This window comes from Streptomyces sp. GL_140 (assembly GCF_057834465.1).
The window spans coordinates 1-19090 of the sequence record NZ_JBYQMJ010000003.1; the positions used below are offsets into that span (position 1 = coordinate 1).

The 19090-nt window shown below is 70.4% G+C and carries 15 protein-coding genes; 9 read left to right on the top strand and 6 right to left on the bottom strand.

The genetic code is table 11. The features are described from left to right. Positions 1-1636: 1636 nt before the first annotated feature. From AC3IYJ_RS41375 to AC3IYJ_RS41385, 3 genes are all read left to right on the top strand, one after another. Positions 1637-2275, top strand: coding sequence for a helix-turn-helix domain-containing protein (locus tag AC3IYJ_RS41375; protein WP_239516702.1), 639 nt, complete (start codon positions 1637-1639; stop codon positions 2273-2275). Beyond that, positions 2272-2745 carry a MarR family transcriptional regulator gene (locus tag AC3IYJ_RS41380; protein ID WP_112453053.1) on the top strand — a complete coding sequence of 158 codons (474 nt, stop codon included), beginning with the start codon at positions 2272-2274 and terminating at the stop codon, positions 2743-2745. Before AC3IYJ_RS41375 ends, AC3IYJ_RS41380 begins: the two co-directional genes overlap by 4 nt. A 379-nt stretch (positions 2746-3124) precedes the next feature. Then, positions 3125-3622 (top strand): GNAT family N-acetyltransferase, encoded by a 498-nt coding sequence (locus tag AC3IYJ_RS41385; protein ID WP_489403363.1) that lies wholly within the window; start codon positions 3125-3127, stop codon positions 3620-3622. 25 nt (positions 3623-3647) lie between these two features. Here the strand turns inward: AC3IYJ_RS41385 and tpg are convergent, their stop codons facing one another. From tpg to AC3IYJ_RS41410, 5 genes are all read right to left on the bottom strand, one after another. Further along, positions 3648-4202 carry a telomere-protecting terminal protein Tpg gene (tpg, locus tag AC3IYJ_RS41390; protein WP_489403364.1) on the bottom strand — a complete coding sequence of 185 codons (555 nt, stop codon included), beginning with the start codon at positions 4200-4202 and terminating at the stop codon, positions 3648-3650. A 9-nt stretch (positions 4203-4211) separates the two neighbouring features. After that, positions 4212-6548, bottom strand: a complete 2337-nt coding sequence (tap, locus tag AC3IYJ_RS41395) for a telomere-associated protein Tap (protein ID WP_489403365.1) — start codon at positions 6546-6548, stop codon at positions 4212-4214. 112 nt (positions 6549-6660) lie between these two features. Then, positions 6661-7602 (bottom strand): ParB/RepB/Spo0J family partition protein, encoded by a 942-nt coding sequence (locus AC3IYJ_RS41400; RefSeq protein ID WP_489403366.1) that lies wholly within the window; start codon positions 7600-7602, stop codon positions 6661-6663. Then, complete coding sequence (locus AC3IYJ_RS41405; RefSeq protein WP_489403367.1) at positions 7599-8861, bottom strand: ParA family protein; 1263 nt, start codon at positions 8859-8861, stop codon at positions 7599-7601. Before AC3IYJ_RS41405 ends, AC3IYJ_RS41400 begins: the two co-directional genes overlap by 4 nt. Before the next feature lie 460 nt (positions 8862-9321). Continuing rightward, positions 9322-10272, bottom strand: coding sequence for a ScbA/BarX family gamma-butyrolactone biosynthesis protein (locus AC3IYJ_RS41410; protein ID WP_489403368.1), 951 nt, complete (start codon positions 10270-10272; stop codon positions 9322-9324). 1073 nt (positions 10273-11345) lie between these two features. On the opposite strand from AC3IYJ_RS41410, the gene AC3IYJ_RS41415 reads away from it, so the two are divergent. From AC3IYJ_RS41415 to AC3IYJ_RS41430, 4 genes are all read left to right on the top strand, one after another. Then, complete coding sequence (locus AC3IYJ_RS41415) at positions 11346-12191, top strand: AfsR/SARP family transcriptional regulator (RefSeq protein ID WP_489403369.1); 846 nt, start codon at positions 11346-11348, stop codon at positions 12189-12191. Positions 12192-12264: 73 nt separating this feature from the next. Continuing rightward, a complete protein-coding gene (locus AC3IYJ_RS41420; protein ID WP_489403370.1) occupies positions 12265-12942 on the top strand; it encodes a ScbR family autoregulator-binding transcription factor in 678 nt (225 codons plus the stop codon). Between the two features lie 60 nt (positions 12943-13002). After that, positions 13003-13683: a phosphopantetheine-binding protein gene (locus tag AC3IYJ_RS41425; RefSeq protein ID WP_489403371.1), complete on the top strand. Its 681-nt coding sequence runs from the start codon at positions 13003-13005 to the stop codon at positions 13681-13683. Further along, a complete protein-coding gene (locus AC3IYJ_RS41430; protein ID WP_489403372.1) occupies positions 13680-15473 on the top strand; it encodes a beta-ketoacyl [acyl carrier protein] synthase domain-containing protein in 1794 nt (597 codons plus the stop codon). Before AC3IYJ_RS41425 ends, AC3IYJ_RS41430 begins: the two co-directional genes overlap by 4 nt. A gap of 205 nt (positions 15474-15678) precedes the next feature. On the opposite strand, the gene AC3IYJ_RS41435 is transcribed toward AC3IYJ_RS41430, so the two are convergent. Continuing rightward, positions 15679-16647: an AfsR/SARP family transcriptional regulator gene (locus tag AC3IYJ_RS41435; protein WP_489403373.1), complete on the bottom strand. Its 969-nt coding sequence runs from the start codon at positions 16645-16647 to the stop codon at positions 15679-15681. 244 nt (positions 16648-16891) lie between these two features. On the opposite strand from AC3IYJ_RS41435, the gene AC3IYJ_RS41440 reads away from it, so the two are divergent. Together AC3IYJ_RS41440 and AC3IYJ_RS41445 are read left to right on the top strand one after the other, a co-directional pair. Further along, positions 16892-17710, top strand: a complete 819-nt coding sequence (locus AC3IYJ_RS41440) for an AfsR/SARP family transcriptional regulator (protein ID WP_489403374.1) — start codon at positions 16892-16894, stop codon at positions 17708-17710. A 154-nt stretch (positions 17711-17864) separates the two neighbouring features. Beyond that, on the top strand, positions 17865-18821 hold the full coding sequence (locus AC3IYJ_RS41445) for an aromatase/cyclase (protein ID WP_489403375.1): 957 nt from the start codon (positions 17865-17867) through the stop codon (positions 18819-18821). The last annotated feature ends 269 nt before the right edge of the window (positions 18822-19090 follow it).

Below are 19090 nucleotides of genomic sequence, written 5' to 3' on the forward strand. Positions count from 1 at the left end.
GGGTACCCAGGCGCTGCGCGCCTGGGAGAGACCGGGAGCGCTTCGCGCTCCCGAAGCTCCCCTTCGGGGAGCTCACCCTCCGCTTCGCTACGGGTACCCAGGCGCTGCGCGCCTAGGAAGAAAAAGGCCTCGCTGCGCTCGGCCCTGCTCGGCAAAGCCGAGCAGGGCCGGCCTTCGGCTGGAGTCCTGCGCTTCGCTTCGGACTATCCGGAGGGTTACCTCCCCCTCCGGGGGAGGTAACCCTCCGCTTTGCTTTGGGTACCTGAGCGCTGCGGGCTCAGGAGCGTGGCCCCTGCGCTTCGCGCAGGGGCTGGCCCTTCGGGCCGGTTGGTAGGCCTTCCGCTTCGCTTCAGGCCGTTGAGCGCTGCGCGCTGGGGAGGGGAACCGCCTCGCTGCGCTCGGCGGGGGCCGCTTTGCGGCCCAGCGCCTCCCCTTGGGGGAGGGGGGCGCCTTCGGTGCCAGGCCCTGAACTTAGCTCCGGGCGATAGCCAGCGTTTCGGGCCGGAGTCCCTCGTTTCGCTCCAGACTTCCTGTTCCGCTGCGCTCCATAGGTAGCCAAGCGCTGCGCGATTAGGAGAAGCACCGCTTTGTTGCGCTCGGTGGAGGCTGCTTTGCAGACCAGAGTGGGCTTTAGGCCGGTAGCTCTCCGCTTAGCTTCGAGCCAAGGCTGTCAGACCTGTAGCGCAGCCACAGGTGCCCGAGCCTGTGGGAGTGCAGCTGACCCACTGGTTTGCTGCGGGTCCTCAAGTGCTGCGTGCTTGGGTTCTAGTGAGCTGGGTTGCTAGGCACAACAGAGTCGGGCAGTAGCGGCCAGGGTTCGATGATCGGTAGCTGGACTTCTAGGCCAAGTTGGTGGTTCAGGACGGGTGTGTTTTGCCTGTAGAGCTACTCGATGGCTGGTCGCCGACTCGCTTTGTTGACGAGGTGTCAGAAGTGTCCTGTAGCGGGGGAGAGGGTTGATTCCTGGGCTTGGGTTAACGGCGTTAACGCCGTTAAGGGGGTCTGGGGCGGGGTGATTCAAAATTGAGGGTGGATAGAGACGGGAATCAGTCAGATTCTGCGGCGTTGTGGCTGTGGCGTAGGTCGTTCAGCCCTGGGGTGATGCACGTCTCCCGGCATTTGATCAAGGGCCAGGAACTGGTCGTCTGAAGGCTTTGAGACGGCCTTGAGTGCGCGCAGCGGCGTGCCCACCGGCCTATAGAAGGTACGGAGATGCGTCGCCGCAGGTCAGAGGGGGTACAGGCAGAAAGATATGTCCCCTCAGGAGGGACATATCTCGGTGGTTGTGTCGCTGCTAGGGGGACACAACGGCTGCAAAATGTCAGTGACGCTGACGTAAAATGGGCTAAAACGTCGGGGGCGCTGACGTTTTAGTGGAGATGTGTCGGCGAACTGGCGGTGGGGTGGGTGGGGTTGGTCGGGGAGGGTTGGGGGACGGGGGCTGGAAGGGTGTGGCTGAGATATGTCACCTGTGAGGGGACACAAGACACGCCGAACGTCAACGAGCGTGACACTTGTGTCACCCTTGTTGACATACTGATCTCCGCAGATCAACGGAGTGGAGAGCAGCCTCGTGTCATCAGAGCCACAGCGCCGCCGGGGCAATCCGGCTGGGACCCCGCGTCCCGATCTGCCGGTGGACGATGCGATCTCCGCATGGAGTCAGCCGCTGGCTCCGGTCAAGGACCTGGACAGCCTGGCCAAGCGGTACCCGACGCGGAAGCTGACTCTGGACGGCGAGCGCAAGCCGCTCGAGTTCTACGGGACCGAGAATCAGCCGAATGCGTTCTCGATGGACAGCCTCGAGTTCTTCCTCGTGATCGCCCAGTACTTCCGGGAAGCGTTGCCGCTTCGGCTGATCCTGCTGCTCATTGCCTGCCAACGGGCGGGGGGCCGGATTCCACTTACCCAGGAGGAGATGGCTACCATCCTGGATGTCAGCCGGACGAAGACCTCCGAAGCTCTGCACACCGTGATGTCTCATGGGATCGTCTTCAAGGTGAGGCGGGGTGTGTATCAGTTCAACCCGCCCTACAGTTATCGGGTGGCGGAGTTCATCCCGGGTACCGAGATGACGGGTGAGTTCGTGAAGGTGGAGCAGCACGGAACCATTTCGCAGATTCGTAGCGATACGAGCCTGCCCGACTTGGTGCGCTTCCCTTCGTTGGACCACATGAGGCAGGCCATCGCGGAACTGCGGGCCGAACGGGCAAGAGAGCGCGCTGCGCGTCGGGTGAGCCGGACGAAGCGCACGGGAGAAGGGACGGCTCAGTGAGCACCTTGCGATTCGCTGCGGTCAACGCGGATGGGCTTCTCTCGGACCTCGACCTTCCGCCGGCGGCCTACCGCGTGCTGTTGAAGCTGCGTTCGCTGAGCGAGCCGGGCGGGCGGATCCTCATCGACCAGGCGACGGTCGGCGGGATGCTCGACCTGAGCCGGCCGAGCGTGAACGCCGCGCTGCGGAGCCTGGAGCTCGCGAAGCTGGTCAGGAAGATCCGCAACGGCGTCTACCAGATCAACCCGATGCTGGCCGGGTACACCTCCTTCGAGGACGCTGTCGCGGCCGTGAACGAGATGGACGCGGACGAGCGGCTGGATGCCCGGGGCTATGTGGCCAGCTACCACCGGGCGGTGGCGGCCTATCAGGACCAGCTGGCCGAGCAGCGCAAGAAGCGGGCGGCTCAGGCCGTCGCGAAGAAGGCGGCGGAGTCGAAGCGGCGTAGGGCACTGCACGCGGTTGGCTGATTGTGTGGAGTTGAAGGGCTTCTGAGGGCGACTCAGGGGCTTGTGAGGGCCTCGGGGTATCCCGGGGCCCTTTGTGGTTCCTGAGGGGCTCAGAGGGGGCCTGGAGGGGCTTGGGGGAGTGGTTGGGGCTTGGGTGGTGGGGCGACTGCCCGTCAGGTCCTGCCTTTCAGGGGGATGGCTTGGTTATGCGGGTGTCCGCGATCGTGAACGCCATGGCTTGGATATGGCCTTCCGGCTGGGCTGGTGCGGGCATGTTGGCGTTTACGAACGCGATCCGCCGTGCCCGTGTCGGAGCGCCTCGAAGTCCCCGGCGGGCACCACGGTGAAGAGGTCGTGCAGTGTCCTGACTTTCGCGGCTTGCCGTGGGTACGGTGGCCGGATGATCGAAGTCCGTCGTGCCGGTGCCCAGGACGGCGATGCGCTCGGGGAGATCCATGCCGCGGCCTGGGAAGCGGCGTACGCACCCTTCTTCGAGGCGGGGTTCGCCGCGCGGGCGGTGCGGAGCAGACGTACCCGGTGGCATGCGCGGGTGGTGGAAGGGGCGAAGCCGATCCTGCTCGCCGTCGCCGACGGACGGCCCCTGGCGCTGTCCGCCTTCGGTCCGTCCCAGACGCGGGCCGGGTGCGCGGAGATCCTGAGCTTCTACGGGCACCCCGACGGCTGGGGCAGCGGGATCGCCGCCGCGTTGATGGCCGGGACGTTGCGCGCTCTGCGGGAGGACGGCTTCGCCCGGGTACACCTGTGGACCCTGCGCGACACCCCGCAGTCCCGTCGCTTCTACGCCAAGTCCGGGTTCACCGACTGCGGCACGGAGCGGGCCTGCGATTTCGGTGAGGGACACTTCCTCGATCAGGTGGAGTACGAGCGGGACTGCTGACGGGGGCGCACCCGGGTGTCCTCCTTTAGAAGTTGAGCTCCACGTAGTCGATGTCGGTGAACTCGACGAGGAGGCCCTGGGCACGGGCGCCGTGGTCCTTGAAGTAGATCTCCTGGAGGCCTTCGGCGGCGATGGTGCGCAGCTGGCTCTCGTTGGCTCCGGCTTCCTGGGCGGCGAAGAGGCGGGAGGCGTACTCCGGGGGGAGGTGCTGGGTGATGCGGCGCATCCGGCCGTCGTCGGTGGTGCCGGGGGCGGCGCTGAAGCCGAAGCGGGCGCGGGTTTCGATGACCAGGCCGGTCTGCTTGGCGGCCTTGGCTCGGGCGCGCTTGCGGACCAGGGGCTGCCAGCGGCGGCGTACCTCGCGCTCCAGGCGGGTGGAGAGCGCCGGCTTGGGCTGCTTGATCTGGTCCTTCACGTACCGCTCGACGGTGCGCCGGGAGATGGCGAGGAGGTCCGCCACGGCTTTGGTGGATTTGAGCTGCTTGACGAGGTACCGGATTTGGGCGCCCGCCGACTTGGGGATGGGACGGGTGAAGTTCTGTTCGTCGGCGCGGTCGAGGCTGTCGCTGATCTCGGACATGGGTGGCTCTTACTCTCCGTCGGCCGCGGCGTCGTGGCCCTTGATGTGGCGGGCGGGGTTGTGGCGTTCGTCGAGCATCTGGACGGCCCAGAGCAGGGGCTGGGTGCCCTCGTGCTTGACCATGCCGGGGCTGACGCCGAGGCGGAAGCCGCCGGGCAGCGGCTTGCCGTCGGGGGTGCGGGGGAGGAAGTCGAGGGGGCTGGGGCCGTCGGAGAGGTAGACCGCGCAGTCGGAGAGGACGGCGATGGGGTACTGACCGGAGGCTGTCGCGAGCTTTCGCATCTTGCGGTGCATGTTGACGCGGGCCGTCGAGATGACGGCGGCGCGGATGTCGGGACGCCACGTGGGGCGTTCGAGCGCGGGCCAGGCTTCGCCGGGGCGGTAGCCGGCGCCCTGCGGGCGTTCGCGGAGCTTGCCGATGCCGCCCTTGACGGTGGACTTGATCGCGGAGAGGACCGCGGTCCGGTGGGGGTCGTGCTGCTTGTGTTCCGTCATCGCGGTGAGGAACTCGGCGTCCGTGAGGTCCGGGTGGACGCCCAGGTCCGCCATGGTCGCCATGTAGGCGTCGCGCAGGCGGGTGTACCAGGCGTCCAGGTACGGGCCGTGCTCCGGGCGGAGCCAGGCCTCGGTGGGCTGGACGGGGACGCCGAGCTCCTGGGCGTAGGCGAGGGTCGGAGTGGCGTACCAGGCGGGGCCGGTCGGGGGCAGGCCGTGCGGGGTGAAGGGGCTGGGGAGGCGGGGGTCGAGCTCGGTGGTGGAGAGGTCCGCGAGCCAGCAGCCGGGGAGCTTCGGGTCGAAGCGGGGGGCAGCGGCGTGGACGGCGGGACCGATGCCGACGAGGAGGCGGTTGGCGGCGGCGGCGAAGGCCATGTTCACGTCGATGCCGACGGCGTAGGCGTGGGCGCACTCGGCGTCGGTGAGGAGCTGCGGGTCGCGGATCCAGTCGTACGCCTCTTCGTCGAGGACCTGGTCCGGAGTGCGCTGGTGGCTACGGGGGTAGAGGGCCGCGACGACCGGGTGCTCGTCGGGGGCTTCCGGGGGAGCGGGGTCGACGGGGCGGGTGAGGGAGCCGGCGACCGGGGCCGAGACCCAGGTGTTGGTGGACTCGTCCCGGGCGGCGCGGGTGGGCGGGCGGAGCGCCGTCATGAGCTCCAGGCCGGAGACAGCCGTCGAGCCGCGGGGGGTGAGCACGCGGGTGGCGTAGGAGGTGAGCAGCTCGGCGAGTTCCGGGGCGGGGAGGTCGGCGGTGCCCTCGCCCCAGGCGCGGGGGTCGAGGGCACCCCAGGGGAGGACCGCGAGCTGGACGCACTGGCGGCCGGTGGTGGGGGTGGCGGGGCGGTAGACGCGGGCCCAGGGGCCGAAGCCGCGGCGGGTCAGTTGCCACTTCGCTTTGGTGAGCTGCTTGATGACGGGGTGGTTGTCGGGGAGGCGCAGGCCCCGGCGGTCTTCGAGGACGAGGGGGAGGCCGAGGGACTCGGCGGCGGCGGGAGTGAGGACGAGGAGGGGGTCGCCGTCCTTGCCGTTGCGGTGGAGGCGGGGGGAGCGGAGGTCGGCGTCGGGGCCGAGGGCCCAGGAGATGAGGGCGGGGAGGGTGGCGGGGGGTGCGAGGACGATGCCTCCGGCGGCGTGCGCTTTGCCGGTGCCGTCCAGGACGGCGAGGGGGCCGTTGCCTTCCAGGGGGGTGGAGGCGGGGACAGGGCGGCGGCGCGGAGGGGTGGCCCGGGCGGGGGTGGGGGCGGGCGGTGCGGTCTGGGGGGTGGAGCCTTCGGCATTAACGGCGTTAACGCCGTTAATGGGTGCCGGGGCCTCGGGGGTGGGGGCTGCGGTGTGGGGTTCGGCATTAACGGCGTTAACGGGGGCCGGGGCGTTGGGCGCCGGGGCTTCGGCGGGGGGCTCGGCGTTAACGGCGTTAATGGGGGGAGTGCTCTCCGGGGTCGGGGCGGTGGCCTCGGCTCGGGGCACGTCCGCGAGGAGAGGCCCGGGCGCGGCATCCGGCTCGGCGTTAACGGCGTTAATGGGTGCCTCGGGCTGGGCCTCGGGCTCGGCGCTGGGGGTGGGGGCGTTAACGGCGTTAATGGGGTGGAGGTCTGCGAGGCCGTTGAGGAGGCGGGCGTAGGCGGCGCGCTTGGGAGGGCGCGGGGCCGTGCGGCCGGTCTCCCAGGAGGTGACCGTCTCGCGGCGGACGGAGAGGGCCTGGGCGATCTGGTCCTGGCTCAGGCCGGCCGCTTCGCGGAGGCGCTTGCGCTCGTCCGGGTGCGGGAGGGCGTCCTGTGCCGCCGCCTCTTCGAGTAGGGCGTCGACCGCCGCGAAGAGCGTGGTCTGTTCGTGGTCGTGCGCGTTGAGCATGAGAACCTCCAGGCGCAGCCTATGCGAGTCGCACCATGGAACGCACCTGAAACACACGTGGGGGCGTTAACGGCGTTAATGGTCGTCGGTCCGTTAGCGCCCCCGGGTCGTGTCAGATGCGGGTCAGGAGCAGCTCCGTGACCGCCTTCAGATCGTCCGGCGTGAGGTGCGCCGTGAGGGCGTCGGCGACGGTCTCGGGGGAGTCCGTCACGATCGTGATCCGGCGGGGGGACGGGGCGGCAGCCGGAGTGGGGGCCGGGGGCGTGGTGGGGGTTGCGGTCGGCTCGGTCTCGGCGGGGATCGGCCGGGCTGTGGTGGCCGTCGGGCGGGTGCGTTGGCGCGGGGGATTAACGGCGTTAACGGTTTCCTCCACCGCTGCCGCCTGATCCTCCTGGGGGAGGCGGCCGATGCGGCGGGCCGGTTCCACCTTCAGCTCGCCCGTCTCCACCTTGTCCTGGAGTTCCGGGGTGAGGTTGAGGAGGGTCAGGCGCTGGGAGACCCAGGCCGGAGTCTTGCCGAGCCGCTTGGCCACCTGGGCCTGGGAGCCGTGGACTTCGACGAGCTGTTCAAGGACTCGGGCCTGGTCCATGGGAGCCACGTCGACGCGGTGGACGTTGGCGATGAGCGCCGACTCCAGGATGTCCGCCGCCGAGGTGGCGAGTGAGTCGTTGACGTGGATGTGCATCGTCCGCAGCCCGGCCCGCTGGGCTGCCGCCAGGCGGCGGTTGCCGTCGATGACCACGTACGGGGCGCGGCCCAGGCCGTCGGTGTGGCCCGGGTGGGCCTCCATGAAAGCCATGCGGGTGGCGACGGCGAGGGGCTGCAGCTGACCCCGGACACTCAGGGACTGGGCCAGCTCGTGGATCTCGGTGAGGTCCTCGCGGAGGTTGAACGGGTTGTGCGCGAGGGCCTCGATGGGAACCTCGGACGGGGGGACCACCCCGGAGGTGGGGGCGCCGGTGGCCTCGGCGATGGCTGCGCGGCGGGGGCTGACGCCGACCGGCTGGGCCCGGGCGAAGGAGGTCGAGACTCCGAGTTTGTCGGCCTTGCTCATGAGATCTCCCTTGCGAGGGCGCGCAGCGCGATGGCCTGGTCGCCCTTGGGTGCGTAGACGAACAGGGGCTGCTTCACGCGGACGGCTTCGCGCTGTTCCTTGAGGTCCGGGACGATCGCCACCACGCGGGGATCCTTTATGTCCATCCAGGCCTGGAGGGACGAGGTCGCGATGTAGCCGCGCCGGCCGTCGTAGAGGTTCACGACGAGCCCGAGGTAGTCGATGTCGAGGCTGAGGTCGTCGCGCAGATCGTTGATCTGGGAGGTGAGGAGGTCGTAGGCGTCCGCGGAGGAGTCTTCGGCCTGGACGACGATCAGCGCGCCCGAGGCTCCGGGCTGTTCGGTGTCGCGGCGACGCCCGTAGTAGATGGCCGCGTCCATGCTGAGGCCGAGGCTCGGCGGGCAGTCGATGAGGATGACGTCGTAGTCGGCCTCGACGGGAGCCAGTGCGCGTTCCAGGGCCGCCTCGCGGGCGCGGACCGTGGAGAGGCGGACGTCGAGGAGGAAGGCGTCGGTGCAGGCGGGCAGGACGTGGAGCCGGTCGCCGAAGCGTTCGTCCTGGATGGGGAGGATCAGGTCGGAGAGGGGCCCCTTGGCCTCGCCCGCCATGTGGCAGGTGAGGCTGTCGCCGCCGATGGGCAGCGGCTGTCCGCCGAGCTGCTTGGTGAGGTGGCCCTGGGGGTCGAAGTCGACGATCAGGACGCGCATGCCGAGGCCGGGCAGGTCTTCCAGGTCGACGGGTGCGGCGGATTCGGAGCCCGGCTCGTAGCCGTCCTCGGAGGCCGAGGACCGCGCCAGTTGGCGGGCCACGCGGACCGGGTGGAGGGTGGCGGGATCCTCGGCGAGGGCCTCGGCGGTGCCGGCGGTGATGGCGGTCTTGCCGACGCCGCCCTTCTGGTTGCAGACCACGATGCGGCGGACCACGGAGGGCCGCTTCACCGTGGGGGCCGGGTTCATCTCCAGCCAGAGGCGGACCGCTTGGGCGAGTCCCTGGATGAGCGAGACGCCGCGGTCCTTGGAATCGGCGCGGAACGACTCCCATTGGCCGGAGGGCAGCCAGGTGGAGAAGGACTCGGCGCCGGAGGTGTCGACGGGGGAGGGGGAGGAAGCGAGCGCGCTCCAGTGGGCGATGCCCTGGTGAACGGCGTCCTGGATGTCCACCCGCAACTGGGCGGTCCGGATCTTCAGTTCCTGGCGCAGCCACGGAGGGAGTTTGGAGACGACCTTCTCTCGGTCGCTCTGTGACGAGGGCGAAGTCATGAGAGGGACTTTACTAACGTTCAGGGGTGCATGTGGGCGCCACGCTTGAGTTTTGCTAACGAAGTGGTGCGAGGGTGCGGGCGATCTGGGGCTGTTTGTGCCTGGATGCGTCGTCAGCCGGGGGCGCTGAGCGGGGAGTCGGGGGGGGGGCTTAACGGCGTTAACGGCGTTAATGCCGACAGGGGGTGGGGCTTAACGGCGTTAACGGTGCTGAGCTCGCTCGGCTCGGGGGCATTAACGGCGTTAACGCCGTGGGGGCATGCCTGTCGGGCCGGTCTTGGGCGTCGGTGCTCGACCTGGGTGCCGGATGCCATCTGGCTTGAGGGCAGTGGGTCGGCAGTGGGTCGTGGATTCCGTCGGCGGTGTTCCATGGTTCTTGGTCGTACGGCGCCGGCGGTGAAGTCAGGATCTCCCGGGGGAACACCAGTCGCGCGTGCGGGAGAAGACGGACGGCTCGTGGCTATGCCGAGACGGTGGCGCTGAAGCAGAGTGCGCCGTCCTGGTGGCCGGTGACGAGGACGGTGTCCGCGCCGTCGGGCAGCTGGCGGGGCATGCGGCGGGCCTCGATCATGCAGGGGGTGTTCAGCTCCACGTACCGCCTGAAATCGCCGGCGATGGCGAGGGGCAGCAGGGAAGAACGCTTGAGCAGGCCGGCGGTGGCCTGGCGGGCGGCTTCGAGCAGCACCATGCCCGGCACGTGGTCGAGGGGGTGGTCGAAGAGCACGGGGTGGCGGGTGTCCACCCTGAGCTGCCAGCGGTTCGTCTCGGTGGTGGGGGAGAGGACGACGTCCATGGGGGACATCCGTCCGACGCTCTGGGGCGCGGCCGGAGCGATGAGGGGCGGCTGACCCCCTTCGCTGCTGAGCGTGCGGCCGCCGCGCAGACGGCCGTAGACCGCCGGATTCAGGCACGTGTAGGAGCCGCCTCCCGTCGCGACGATGTTCCCGTCGCGGCGTATCACGACCTCCAGCCGCATACCGGCCAGAACTCCGCGGTGCTGCCTCACCATGGTGGCGACGACGTCGATTTCGAGCGAGGCGGGCTTGCCGGCTCCGGAGAGGTGCTCCGGCCGTACGGCCACGGCCAGGTCGTGGACCAGGAACTGGTGGCCCAGCGGCAGGCCGAACTCGGCGTGCGCCAGGAGCGTGCCGAGCTGGCGGATGGTTTCGGCGGCCATGAGCGGGTCGTAGGACTCGCCGTCGATCAGAGTGAAGAAGCTGTGGCTGCGTGACCACTGCGCGGAAACGTGGAAGTGGGTCTCATCCTGCCGCCACCAGTTGGTGAGCATGACCTCGGCGACGGCGGCGCGGTGTACGAACTCCTTCGGGACCGTGGCCGTCAGGGTGGGAAAGCGCAGGTCGGAGGGTGTTCTCAGGGAGCCGTCCGTGACGTTCACCTGGTACGCGTCCACCGTTGAGCGTGCAGCCTGAAACGTGCTCGCAGTCATTGTTCCCCCTGAACAGCGATGGCGAGGTGCGGATGAAGGAAAGATACATACCATCCGGTTTAATTTCCAGGGGGAATCATCCACGAAACGGGAATATCCGGAGTGATTGACTCCTGAACTTTTCCGCCGCGAGCCCTCACCCCGACAGCTGCGGTTCGGCCAACATACGAGGGTTCCCGTCGGACCGGGTCGACCTCCACTGCGACCCTAGGCGTCCTTTAGCCCGCGGTGCTTCGGTGGGGGGTCCCGGTCCGAGGGTGGGTGGTTGACGTTTTCGCAGATCGCATGGTGTTCGGGGCTGGTGGTGGCCGGGTCGTCGGGGCTCGTCGCAGCGGTGCCGATCGGGGCCGATTTCCGGGTCCTGATGGGCGTGGCGTCCGGCTCCGCGACCGAAAGCGGAGCGAGCGTTCGGCGGCAATCCCCCTCGCCGGCCTGGCTCTTGATCGAAGGCGACGGGTCGGTATCCGGACGGTCGCATCGCTTTCGGCCCGTCGCGGAGGGGCGGCGAATCGACGGCCGGGGCGCTGTCCGTCGTGTCGTCGGCCGTTTCGGCATAACCGCTCCGGGCCTGTTGATCAGTCACGCGTGCCGTTCACGGCCTCGCGGGGTGACCGCCAGTACGTCGCCCCGCCGTGCGGAGCCGACGGCGCGTTCCGGCCCTGTTTCGGGAAGGCCCTGCGGCAGGGGCGCCGTCCGCCGCGACTGGGCCACCAGGTGGACCCTGTCGTGTCGTCGGACCGTTGGGGAGCGCCGGGCTGGCTGATCAACACCGTCGGATTAATCGGACTATTCGCAATGAATATGGATTAAAGAATGGGGCAGATGAGCATTTAGCTCCACAAAGGTGATTTCGGCGCGCTCCCGTTCGGCTGATCCGAAGGGAAATTGCAGGTCAGGTGGTGTGTGGGGAGTGAGATCCCGAGGGGCGTGCATTAAAAACAGCGCGGACGGTTTTATATTGACAAACCGTCGGTCCTGTTTTTTACTGGTGATGCCTCAGTAGGGCGAGATCACCCACAGACCAGGGGGAATTCGGCGTGGACATCGATGTACTGGGCGCACTTTCAGTGCGTGAGAACGGCTTCTCGATCATGCCCACCGCGCCCAAGCCCCGTCAGGTGCTGGCTCTCCTGGCCCTGCACGCGGACCAAGTCGTACCGGTCTCCGCACTGATCGACGAGCTCTGGGCCGGCGAACCGCCGCGCAGCGCCCGCACCACACTGCAGACGTACGTGCTCCAGCTGCGGGCACTGATCTCCACCGCCCTCGAGCGGGATCCCGCCGAGGGTCACGAGGGAACCTCCGGGCGGCGTACGGCCAAGGGCGTGCTCGTCACCCTCCCCGGCGGCTACCTGCTCAACAGCGGGGGCGGCACCAGCGACGTCCGCGAGTTCGACCGGCTCGCCGGGATGGGCTACCGCGCCATGGACGCCGGGGACTTCCCGGGCGCCGCCCGCCTGCTGCGCGAGGCGCTGTCGCTGTGGTCGGGTCCCGCCTTCGCCGACGTACAGGGCGGCGTCCAGCTGGACATGGAGACGCGGCGGCTGGAGGAGACCCGGCTGTGCGCGCTCGACCAGCGCATCGAGGCCGACCTGAGGCTCGGCCGGCACCGCGCGCTGCTCGCCGAACTGACGGTGCTCGTCAGCCGGTACCGCACCCACGAGAACCTGCACGGACAGTTCATGCTCGCCCTGCACCGCTCCGGCCGACGGGGCGAGGCCCTGGACGTCTACCAGCGACTGCGCGCCACGCTCGTCAGAGAGCTCGGACTGGAGCCGTCGGCCGCACTGCGCCGGTTGCAGCGCTCCATCCTGATGGCCGGTCCCGAGCTGGCCGTGGAAGCGGCGGAGGCCGACGGCGAACGACTCGTACGTGTGGGCTGAGACGGCCGTGGCGAACGCGACGGGCCGCACCACGATCGGACGGACCCGGGTCACGGGCCGAGGAGGCAGCGCGGTGCAGGAGCGGTCGGAGCGGACCCGCAGGAACCTCCTCCACGCCGGGGCCGAGATGTTCACCCGCAACGGCTACGCCAACTCGACGCTCGCCGGGATCGCCGGGGCGGCCGGGGTGACCAAGGGGGCGCTGTACTTCCACTTCGCCTCCAAGGACGAACTCGCGGAGGCCGTCCAGCAGCGCGGCTGCGCCATGCTGGAGGACTGGGTGCGCACCCTGCGGGAATCGGGCGTCTCTCCGCTCCAGACGCTCGTCGACACCACCCACTGGCTGGCCCGCACCCTGCACGAGGAGCCGGCCATCCCCGCCAGCTTCCGCATCACCAAGGAGCACCTCGGGCGGCAGCCCGGCCTCACCGACTTCCACCAGGAGTGGATGGACGTGGTGTGCGAACTGCTCGGGCAGGCCCGAGACGCGGGCGAACTGCGCGAGGGCCGCTGGGAGAGCTCCGAATCGCTGGTCGCCGCGGCTGCCTGCGGGATCGAGGTCATGGCCGGCACCGGGATGCCGTACGAGGAACTGCGGCGCAGGGTGGCCACGATGTGGTCGCTGCTGCTGCCGAGCCTCGTACCGGTGGGCCGGTCGAAGGACTTCCGCACCGAGGCTCCGGACGTGCAGGGCGGACCCGGGGCCCCGCAGGGTTGCCGCCGGCAGGAGTTCACGGGCAGCGCCGTGTGACGGATCCGGGCGCGCGAGCCGGGCTGGCCGGGCGCCTTCGACATCTTGGAGGAGCCACCGATGACGATTGACCAATCCGGTCCGAGCAGGACCATGCCGCCGACGACCCCCGCCGATGTGCTCAGGGACCTCACCCGGGTGCTCGGCGACGTCCTGCGGGTCAAACCGGAGAAGATCGACCCGGAGGAGACCTTCTACAACCTGCGGCTCGACTCGCTGCTCACCGTCGAGTTCGTCGCCGTGCTCAACGCCCGCTACGGGACCCGCGTGCTTCCCGGCGACCTGAAGGACCACCCGACCCCGGCGGCCTTCGCGCGGCAGATCGCGCGGGAACTGGGCCGGGAGGCAGCCGGTGCCGTCCCGCCGTCCCCGGCGGCGGCACCGATGGTCGCGCGCGGGGAGGTCATCGAGGTGCTGCGCGAGCAGCTCGCCGGGATCCTGTGCTGCGACGTCTGGGACGTCGTCCCCACCACCACCTTCGACGTGCTGGGTCTGGACTCCGTCCTAGGGGCGGAGTTCATCGCGGTGATCAACCGCACCTTCGGTCTCTCCGAGCGGGCCGTCACGCTCTACGACCACCCGGACATCGCCGCGCTGGCCGCCTACATCACGGCGCGGACGGGCGGCATGGCAGGCGCGCGCCTTGAGCGGAACCCCGAAGTCGACGTCCTGCTCAACGCGGTGAGGGACGAGCGGCTCACCGTGGAGCAGGCGGTCGTGCTGCTGGCCCGCCGGGGATGATGGACGAGAAGGAGATCCTGACCCGGTTCAAGAACGGGACCCTGGACCGGGCTCAGGCGGCTGCACTGCTCATGCGCGCCCCGGTGGTCCCGGGAACCGCGGGCCCTCCCGCGCCGGTTGCCCCTGCGGACCCCGTTCCCGTTCCCGTTCCCGTTCCCATCCCCGTTTCCGTTCCCGTTTCCGGCCCTGTCCCTGTCCCCGCCACTGGCGGGGAGCGTTTCGCCGTCGTCGGGATCGCCGGGTGCTACCCCGGCGCCCCGGACCTGGACGCCTTCTGGCAGCTGCTCCTCAGTGGCCGCGGCACCGCCTCCGTACCGCCGCCGGGGCGCCCCGGCACCGAGGCGGGCCACTACCTGGAGCGCGTGCAGGACTTCGACGCCGAGTTCTTCGGGATCGACGCGGACGAGGCGGCCCTGATGGACCCCCAGGAGCGGCTCTTCCTGGAGACGGCCTGGGAGGCCCTGGAGGACGCCGGATGCACCGGCGGCAGGCTCGACGTGCTCACCGCGCCCGACGGAACGCCCCGCAGCGTCGGGGTGTTCGTCGGCGCGGGAGCGGGCGACTACGCGCTGCTCGCCGCCGAGGCGCGGGCGCGCGGCAAGTCCGGGCGGATGCCGCACGGCGGTACGTGGAGCCTGCCCAACCGGCTCTCCGGCCTGCTGGGGCTGACCGGCCCCAGCCAGTGCGTGGACACCGCCGAGTCCTCCGTGCCCGTCGCCCTCCACCTCGCCCTCGGTTCCCTGCGCCGCGCCGAATGCGCGGCCGCGCTGGTCGGCGGGGTTCAGCTGCGTCTGCACTCCTCCAGCCGCCGCCCCGGCGCGGGCGAGGGCGTCGGCGCGCTGCTGCTCAAGCCGCTGGAACGGGCGGTGGCCGACGGCGACACGGTCCATGCCGTCGTCCGCGGCAGCGCCGTCTCCCACACCGGATCGCAGGGCTGCGCGGGCCCGCCCGGCGCGCGTGCGCTGCGGGAGGCGCTGCGGGCGGCCGCGGTCGCGGAGGAGAGCGTAAGAGCCGGTGTGGACCCCGTGTCCGTCGGCGCGGTGGTCGGCGACGGCGGCGCCGCGACCGGCGCCGCCGTGGTGACGCGGGCCGTGCTCCAACTGCGTCATCGGGTGCTCCTGCCCGAGCCCGGACGCCGGGAGCCGGAGAGCTGGCCCGCCGAAGCCGGTCTGCCGCGCAGGGCCTCGGCCGGTGTGCGCGGAGCGGGCGGGGTGGACGCGCAGGTGATCCTGGAGGAGTACCTGCCCGGGGCGCAGGAGCGGGCGCAGGAGCGGGCGCAGCCCTACGCGGGCGGTCGGGCGAGCGGAGACGCGGGTGGCGGCGCGGGGGACGAGCTCTTCGTGCTGTCCGCGCCGACGCCCGCCCACTTGGCCGCCACCGCCGAGCGGTTCGCCGTGCTGCTCGGCGGCGGTCAGGCACCCCCGCTCGACGTGCTCGCCCGCTCGCTGCGCGCCGGCCGGGCCGCCATGGACTGCCGGTTCGCGGTGGTCGTGGCGGACGTGTCCCAGCTGGTGGGCGCCCTTGAGGAGTTCGTCCATGGCCGGCTGCCCTGCGCCGATCTGCGCGACGGCGCCGCGGACCCGCTGGGCCTGGGCGCCGTATCCGAGACCCAGGGGTACCTCGCCACCCTGTGGCGTGCCGGGCACCTGCACCAGCTGCGCGCGCTGTGGCTGTCGGGACTGGACATCGACTGGGCGGCGCTGCACCGGGCACCGGGCACCGGAGCCGTCGCGGTGCCGCTGCCCGCGTCGGCCTTCCTGCGCACGCCCCTGTGGCTGCCCGGGGTCTAGGCCGTCTCCGGGGGTGCCGCGCATTTCCCCGGTCCGGCTTCACCTTGGATTTCCGTGGGGCCGCTCCGCTCCCCTTTATCTGGTTATGGCGGAGCCGGTCGGGGCGGCCGGGATTTCCGTTGCGATCGGGAAATAGTCCCGCTTTCGAATGGTTCCGGGAATTCTTGGAACGCGGTCGGTGAAGTGTGGATAATCGCCCGGCCGGTCAGACGGTGACGGCCGCCGAAGGGATATTCAGGAGAGCGAACCGGCGTGCCAGTGCCTCCTGTTCCCGGGTGAGATGTTCGACCTGGGCGCGCAGCCGGGTGATTTCGGCGCCGAGATCCAGGAGGGCCGCCCCCTGCCCGGAGGCCGGCAGCGGTCCGCCCGGCACGCCGGCCGCGGGGGCGTGGTGGAGGATCGACTCCACCCGGCCGCGCAGGGCGGGCCCCGGCTCCACGCCGAGTTCGTCCCTCAGCTGCCGGCGGGCCCGCTCGTACACGCCCAGGGCCTCGGCGTGGCGGCCGGACCGGTACAGGGCCGCCATCAGCAGTTCGTGGAGGCGCTCGCGCAGCGGGTGGGCGGCCGTCAGCCGCTCCAGCTCCTCGATGGTTCCGCCGCTCGAAGTGCCCCGCAGCGCGGCCTCGTAGCGGGCCTCCAGCACGCTCAGCCGGGTCTCCTCCAGCCGGTCCGCCTCGGCCAGGCAGATCGGCCCGTGGCCGCTGCCCTCCAGCGCGGGGCCCCGCCACAGGTCCAGGGCCGTGCGCAGCAGTTCGGCGGCATGGTCCGGATCGGAGGCGGACGCCGCACGGCCCTCGGCCGACAGCCGGTGGAAGCGCTGGGCGTCGGTGGTGGCGCGGCCGAGCCGCAGCAGGTAGCCCACGGGGTGGGTGTCGATCCACTGCCGGCCGCTCCGGCCCGCGCCGCCCCCCAGCAGCCTGCGCAGCCGCGCGACATGGGCCTGCAGTGCGTTGGCCGCGGCCGTGGGCGGGGCGTCGCCCCACAGCTCGGCCACGAGCCGGTCGACGGAGAGCACTTCGCCGGCCCGCACCACGAGTGCGGCCAGCAGGGCGCGCTGCTTGGCGCCGGACGGCACGATCCGCGCACCCGTGCCCAGGTCGTGCACCTCGACGGGGCCCAGGACGCGGAAGTCCAGGCGCCGCGCGTCCGTGGTCCCGCGTGCGCTGAATTCCATGGTGGTGACTCCTCCCGGCGATCCGGCGGGACTCACGGAAAGACTGCGGACGGACAGGGGGAAATGGGTGCCCGTTTTCGTCCCTGTGGGGAATCTAGCAGCTGAATCAAGCGACGGAAATCCGGCTCTTGGAGATGCGCTCAACAGGTGCTCGAGATTATCGGGATGCCGCCCTGCGCCCGGCTAACGTGCTCGCGTCGAAGGCTTGAAATCGATGGGAACTCGACGACGTACGGAGGAAACCGTGAAGATTCAGATCTTGGGTCCGTTGAGTGCCGAAGTCAACGGGGGATCGATTGTTCCGACGGCCAGCAAGCCGCGCCAGATCCTGGCACTGCTCGCGCTCTACCCGGGGCGGGTGATGCCCGTACCGACCCTCATGGAGGAGATCTGGGGGACGAACCTGCCGCAGAGCGCGCTCACCACGATGCAGACGTACATCCTGCAACTGCGCAGAAGGCTCGGCACGGCCATGGGGCCGGGCGCCCCGGGCGCCAAGGAGGTGCTCGCGACCCGGCACGGCGGCTACCTGCTGCAGATCGCACCCGAGGCCGTGGACGTGCACGAGTACGAACGGCTGGTGACAGCCGGTCAGAGTGCGTTCGGCGAGGGCGACGACGAGCTCGCCGCGAGCCGGCTGAGGCAGGCGCTCGCGCTGTGGGAGGGGCCCGCGCTGGTCGACGTACGCGTCGGGCCGATCCTTTCGATCGAGGTGATGCGGCTGGAGGAGAGCCGGCTGGTGACCGTGGAGCGGCGCATAGACGTCGACCTGCGGCTGGGACGGCACACGGAGGTCATCGCCGAGCTCACCGAGCTGATCGCCCGTCATCCGCAGCACGAGGGCCTGCACGCGCAGGCGATGGTGGCGCTCTACCGGTCCGGCCGCCAGGCCACCGCGCTCGACGTCTACCGCAAGATGCGCATCCGGTTGATCGACGACCTCGGTGTCGAGCCCTCGCCCCAGCTCCAGCGCCTGCACCAGGCGATGCTGACGGTCGACCCCGCGCTGGACGTGGTGGCGGGTCCGCGGCGTGGCTCCACCTTCGACCTGTACGCGGCCTGAGGGCCGTGCGGACCGCGGCCGACGGCCGCGGTCCGTCCCGACGCGTCCGCACGCCCGAGGTCGAGGCTGAGATCGAGGTCGAGGGGGTCTCGAGCACTCCTCCGGCGCGGCCCGGCACTCTCTCGTGATCGAGGGCGAGGGAGGCGAGGGGCCGATGTCAGGTGAGCGAGTGCACCGCACGTCGTACACGGTGGACGTGGCCGCGCCCGCGGGCGTGGTCTACGGGCTGATCGCGGACACGACCCAGTGGCCGCTGTTCATGCCGCCGAGCCTGCACGTCGAACGGCTGGACTTCGACGGGACCCTGGACCGGTTCCACATGTGGGTCACCGCCAACGGGGCCGTCAGGTCCTGGCTGTCCCGCCGCACGCTGGACGCGCAGTCCCGCCGCATCGACTTCCGCCAGGAGACCCCGGCGGCCCCCGCGCTGGCCATGGGCGGCTCCTGGACGGTGGACTCCCGGGGCCCGGAGCGCTCCCGGCTGACGCTGGTCCACGACTTCACCGTCGCCGCGGACCGCCCCGGGGACGCCGACTGGGTCCGCCACGCCACCGACACCAACAGCCGCGCCGACCTCGCCCAGCTCAAGGAGACCGCCGAGCGCTGGAAGCGGCTCGACGAGCTGCTGCTGACGGTCGAGGAGGAGGTACGGATCAAGGGCCCCGCCGAACTCGTCTACGACTTCCTCTACGGAGTCGCCGACTGGCCCGGCAGGGTTCCGCACGTCCTGCGCCTGGACGTCACCGAGGACGTGCCCGGAGTCCAGCTCCTGCGCACCGACAGCCTGGCCGCGGACGGCTCCACCCACTCCACCGAGTCGGTGCGGATCTGTTTCCCGTACGCGGGCCGGATCGTCTACAAGCAGACCAGGACGCCGATCCTGTTCGCCGCGCACACCGGCGAATGGGCGGTGACCCCCGACGCGACCGGCACCACCGCCGTCTCGCGGCACAGCGTGCTGCTCCGCGAGGAGGCCATCGAGCACGTCCTCGGCCGCGGCGTGGACACCGGCCAGGCGCGGGCGTACGTCCGAGAGGCCCTCGCCCGCACCAGCGCCACCACCCTGAACCTCGCCAAGCGGCACGCGGAATCCGCCATCAGGACCCTGTGACACGCCGTTTCTTCAACGCGTCGATACGTCGGTACATCGATACGCCCTTACGTCCATACGTCCATACGTCCATACGTGAAGCCGCGGCGGTCTTGAGGACGCGGCGGCCCCGGCTCGCGCTCGGATCCAGAACCACTGGAACACCGGAGCGACCACGGAACCCTCCTGACCTGCACTGTTCCGGAACGGGAGGGCGGCGCCGAGGTGCGGACGGCCGTGCCGACGCCCGCCGGGGCGCGCGTGTCAGCGCCGTGTCAGCGCCGTGTGGG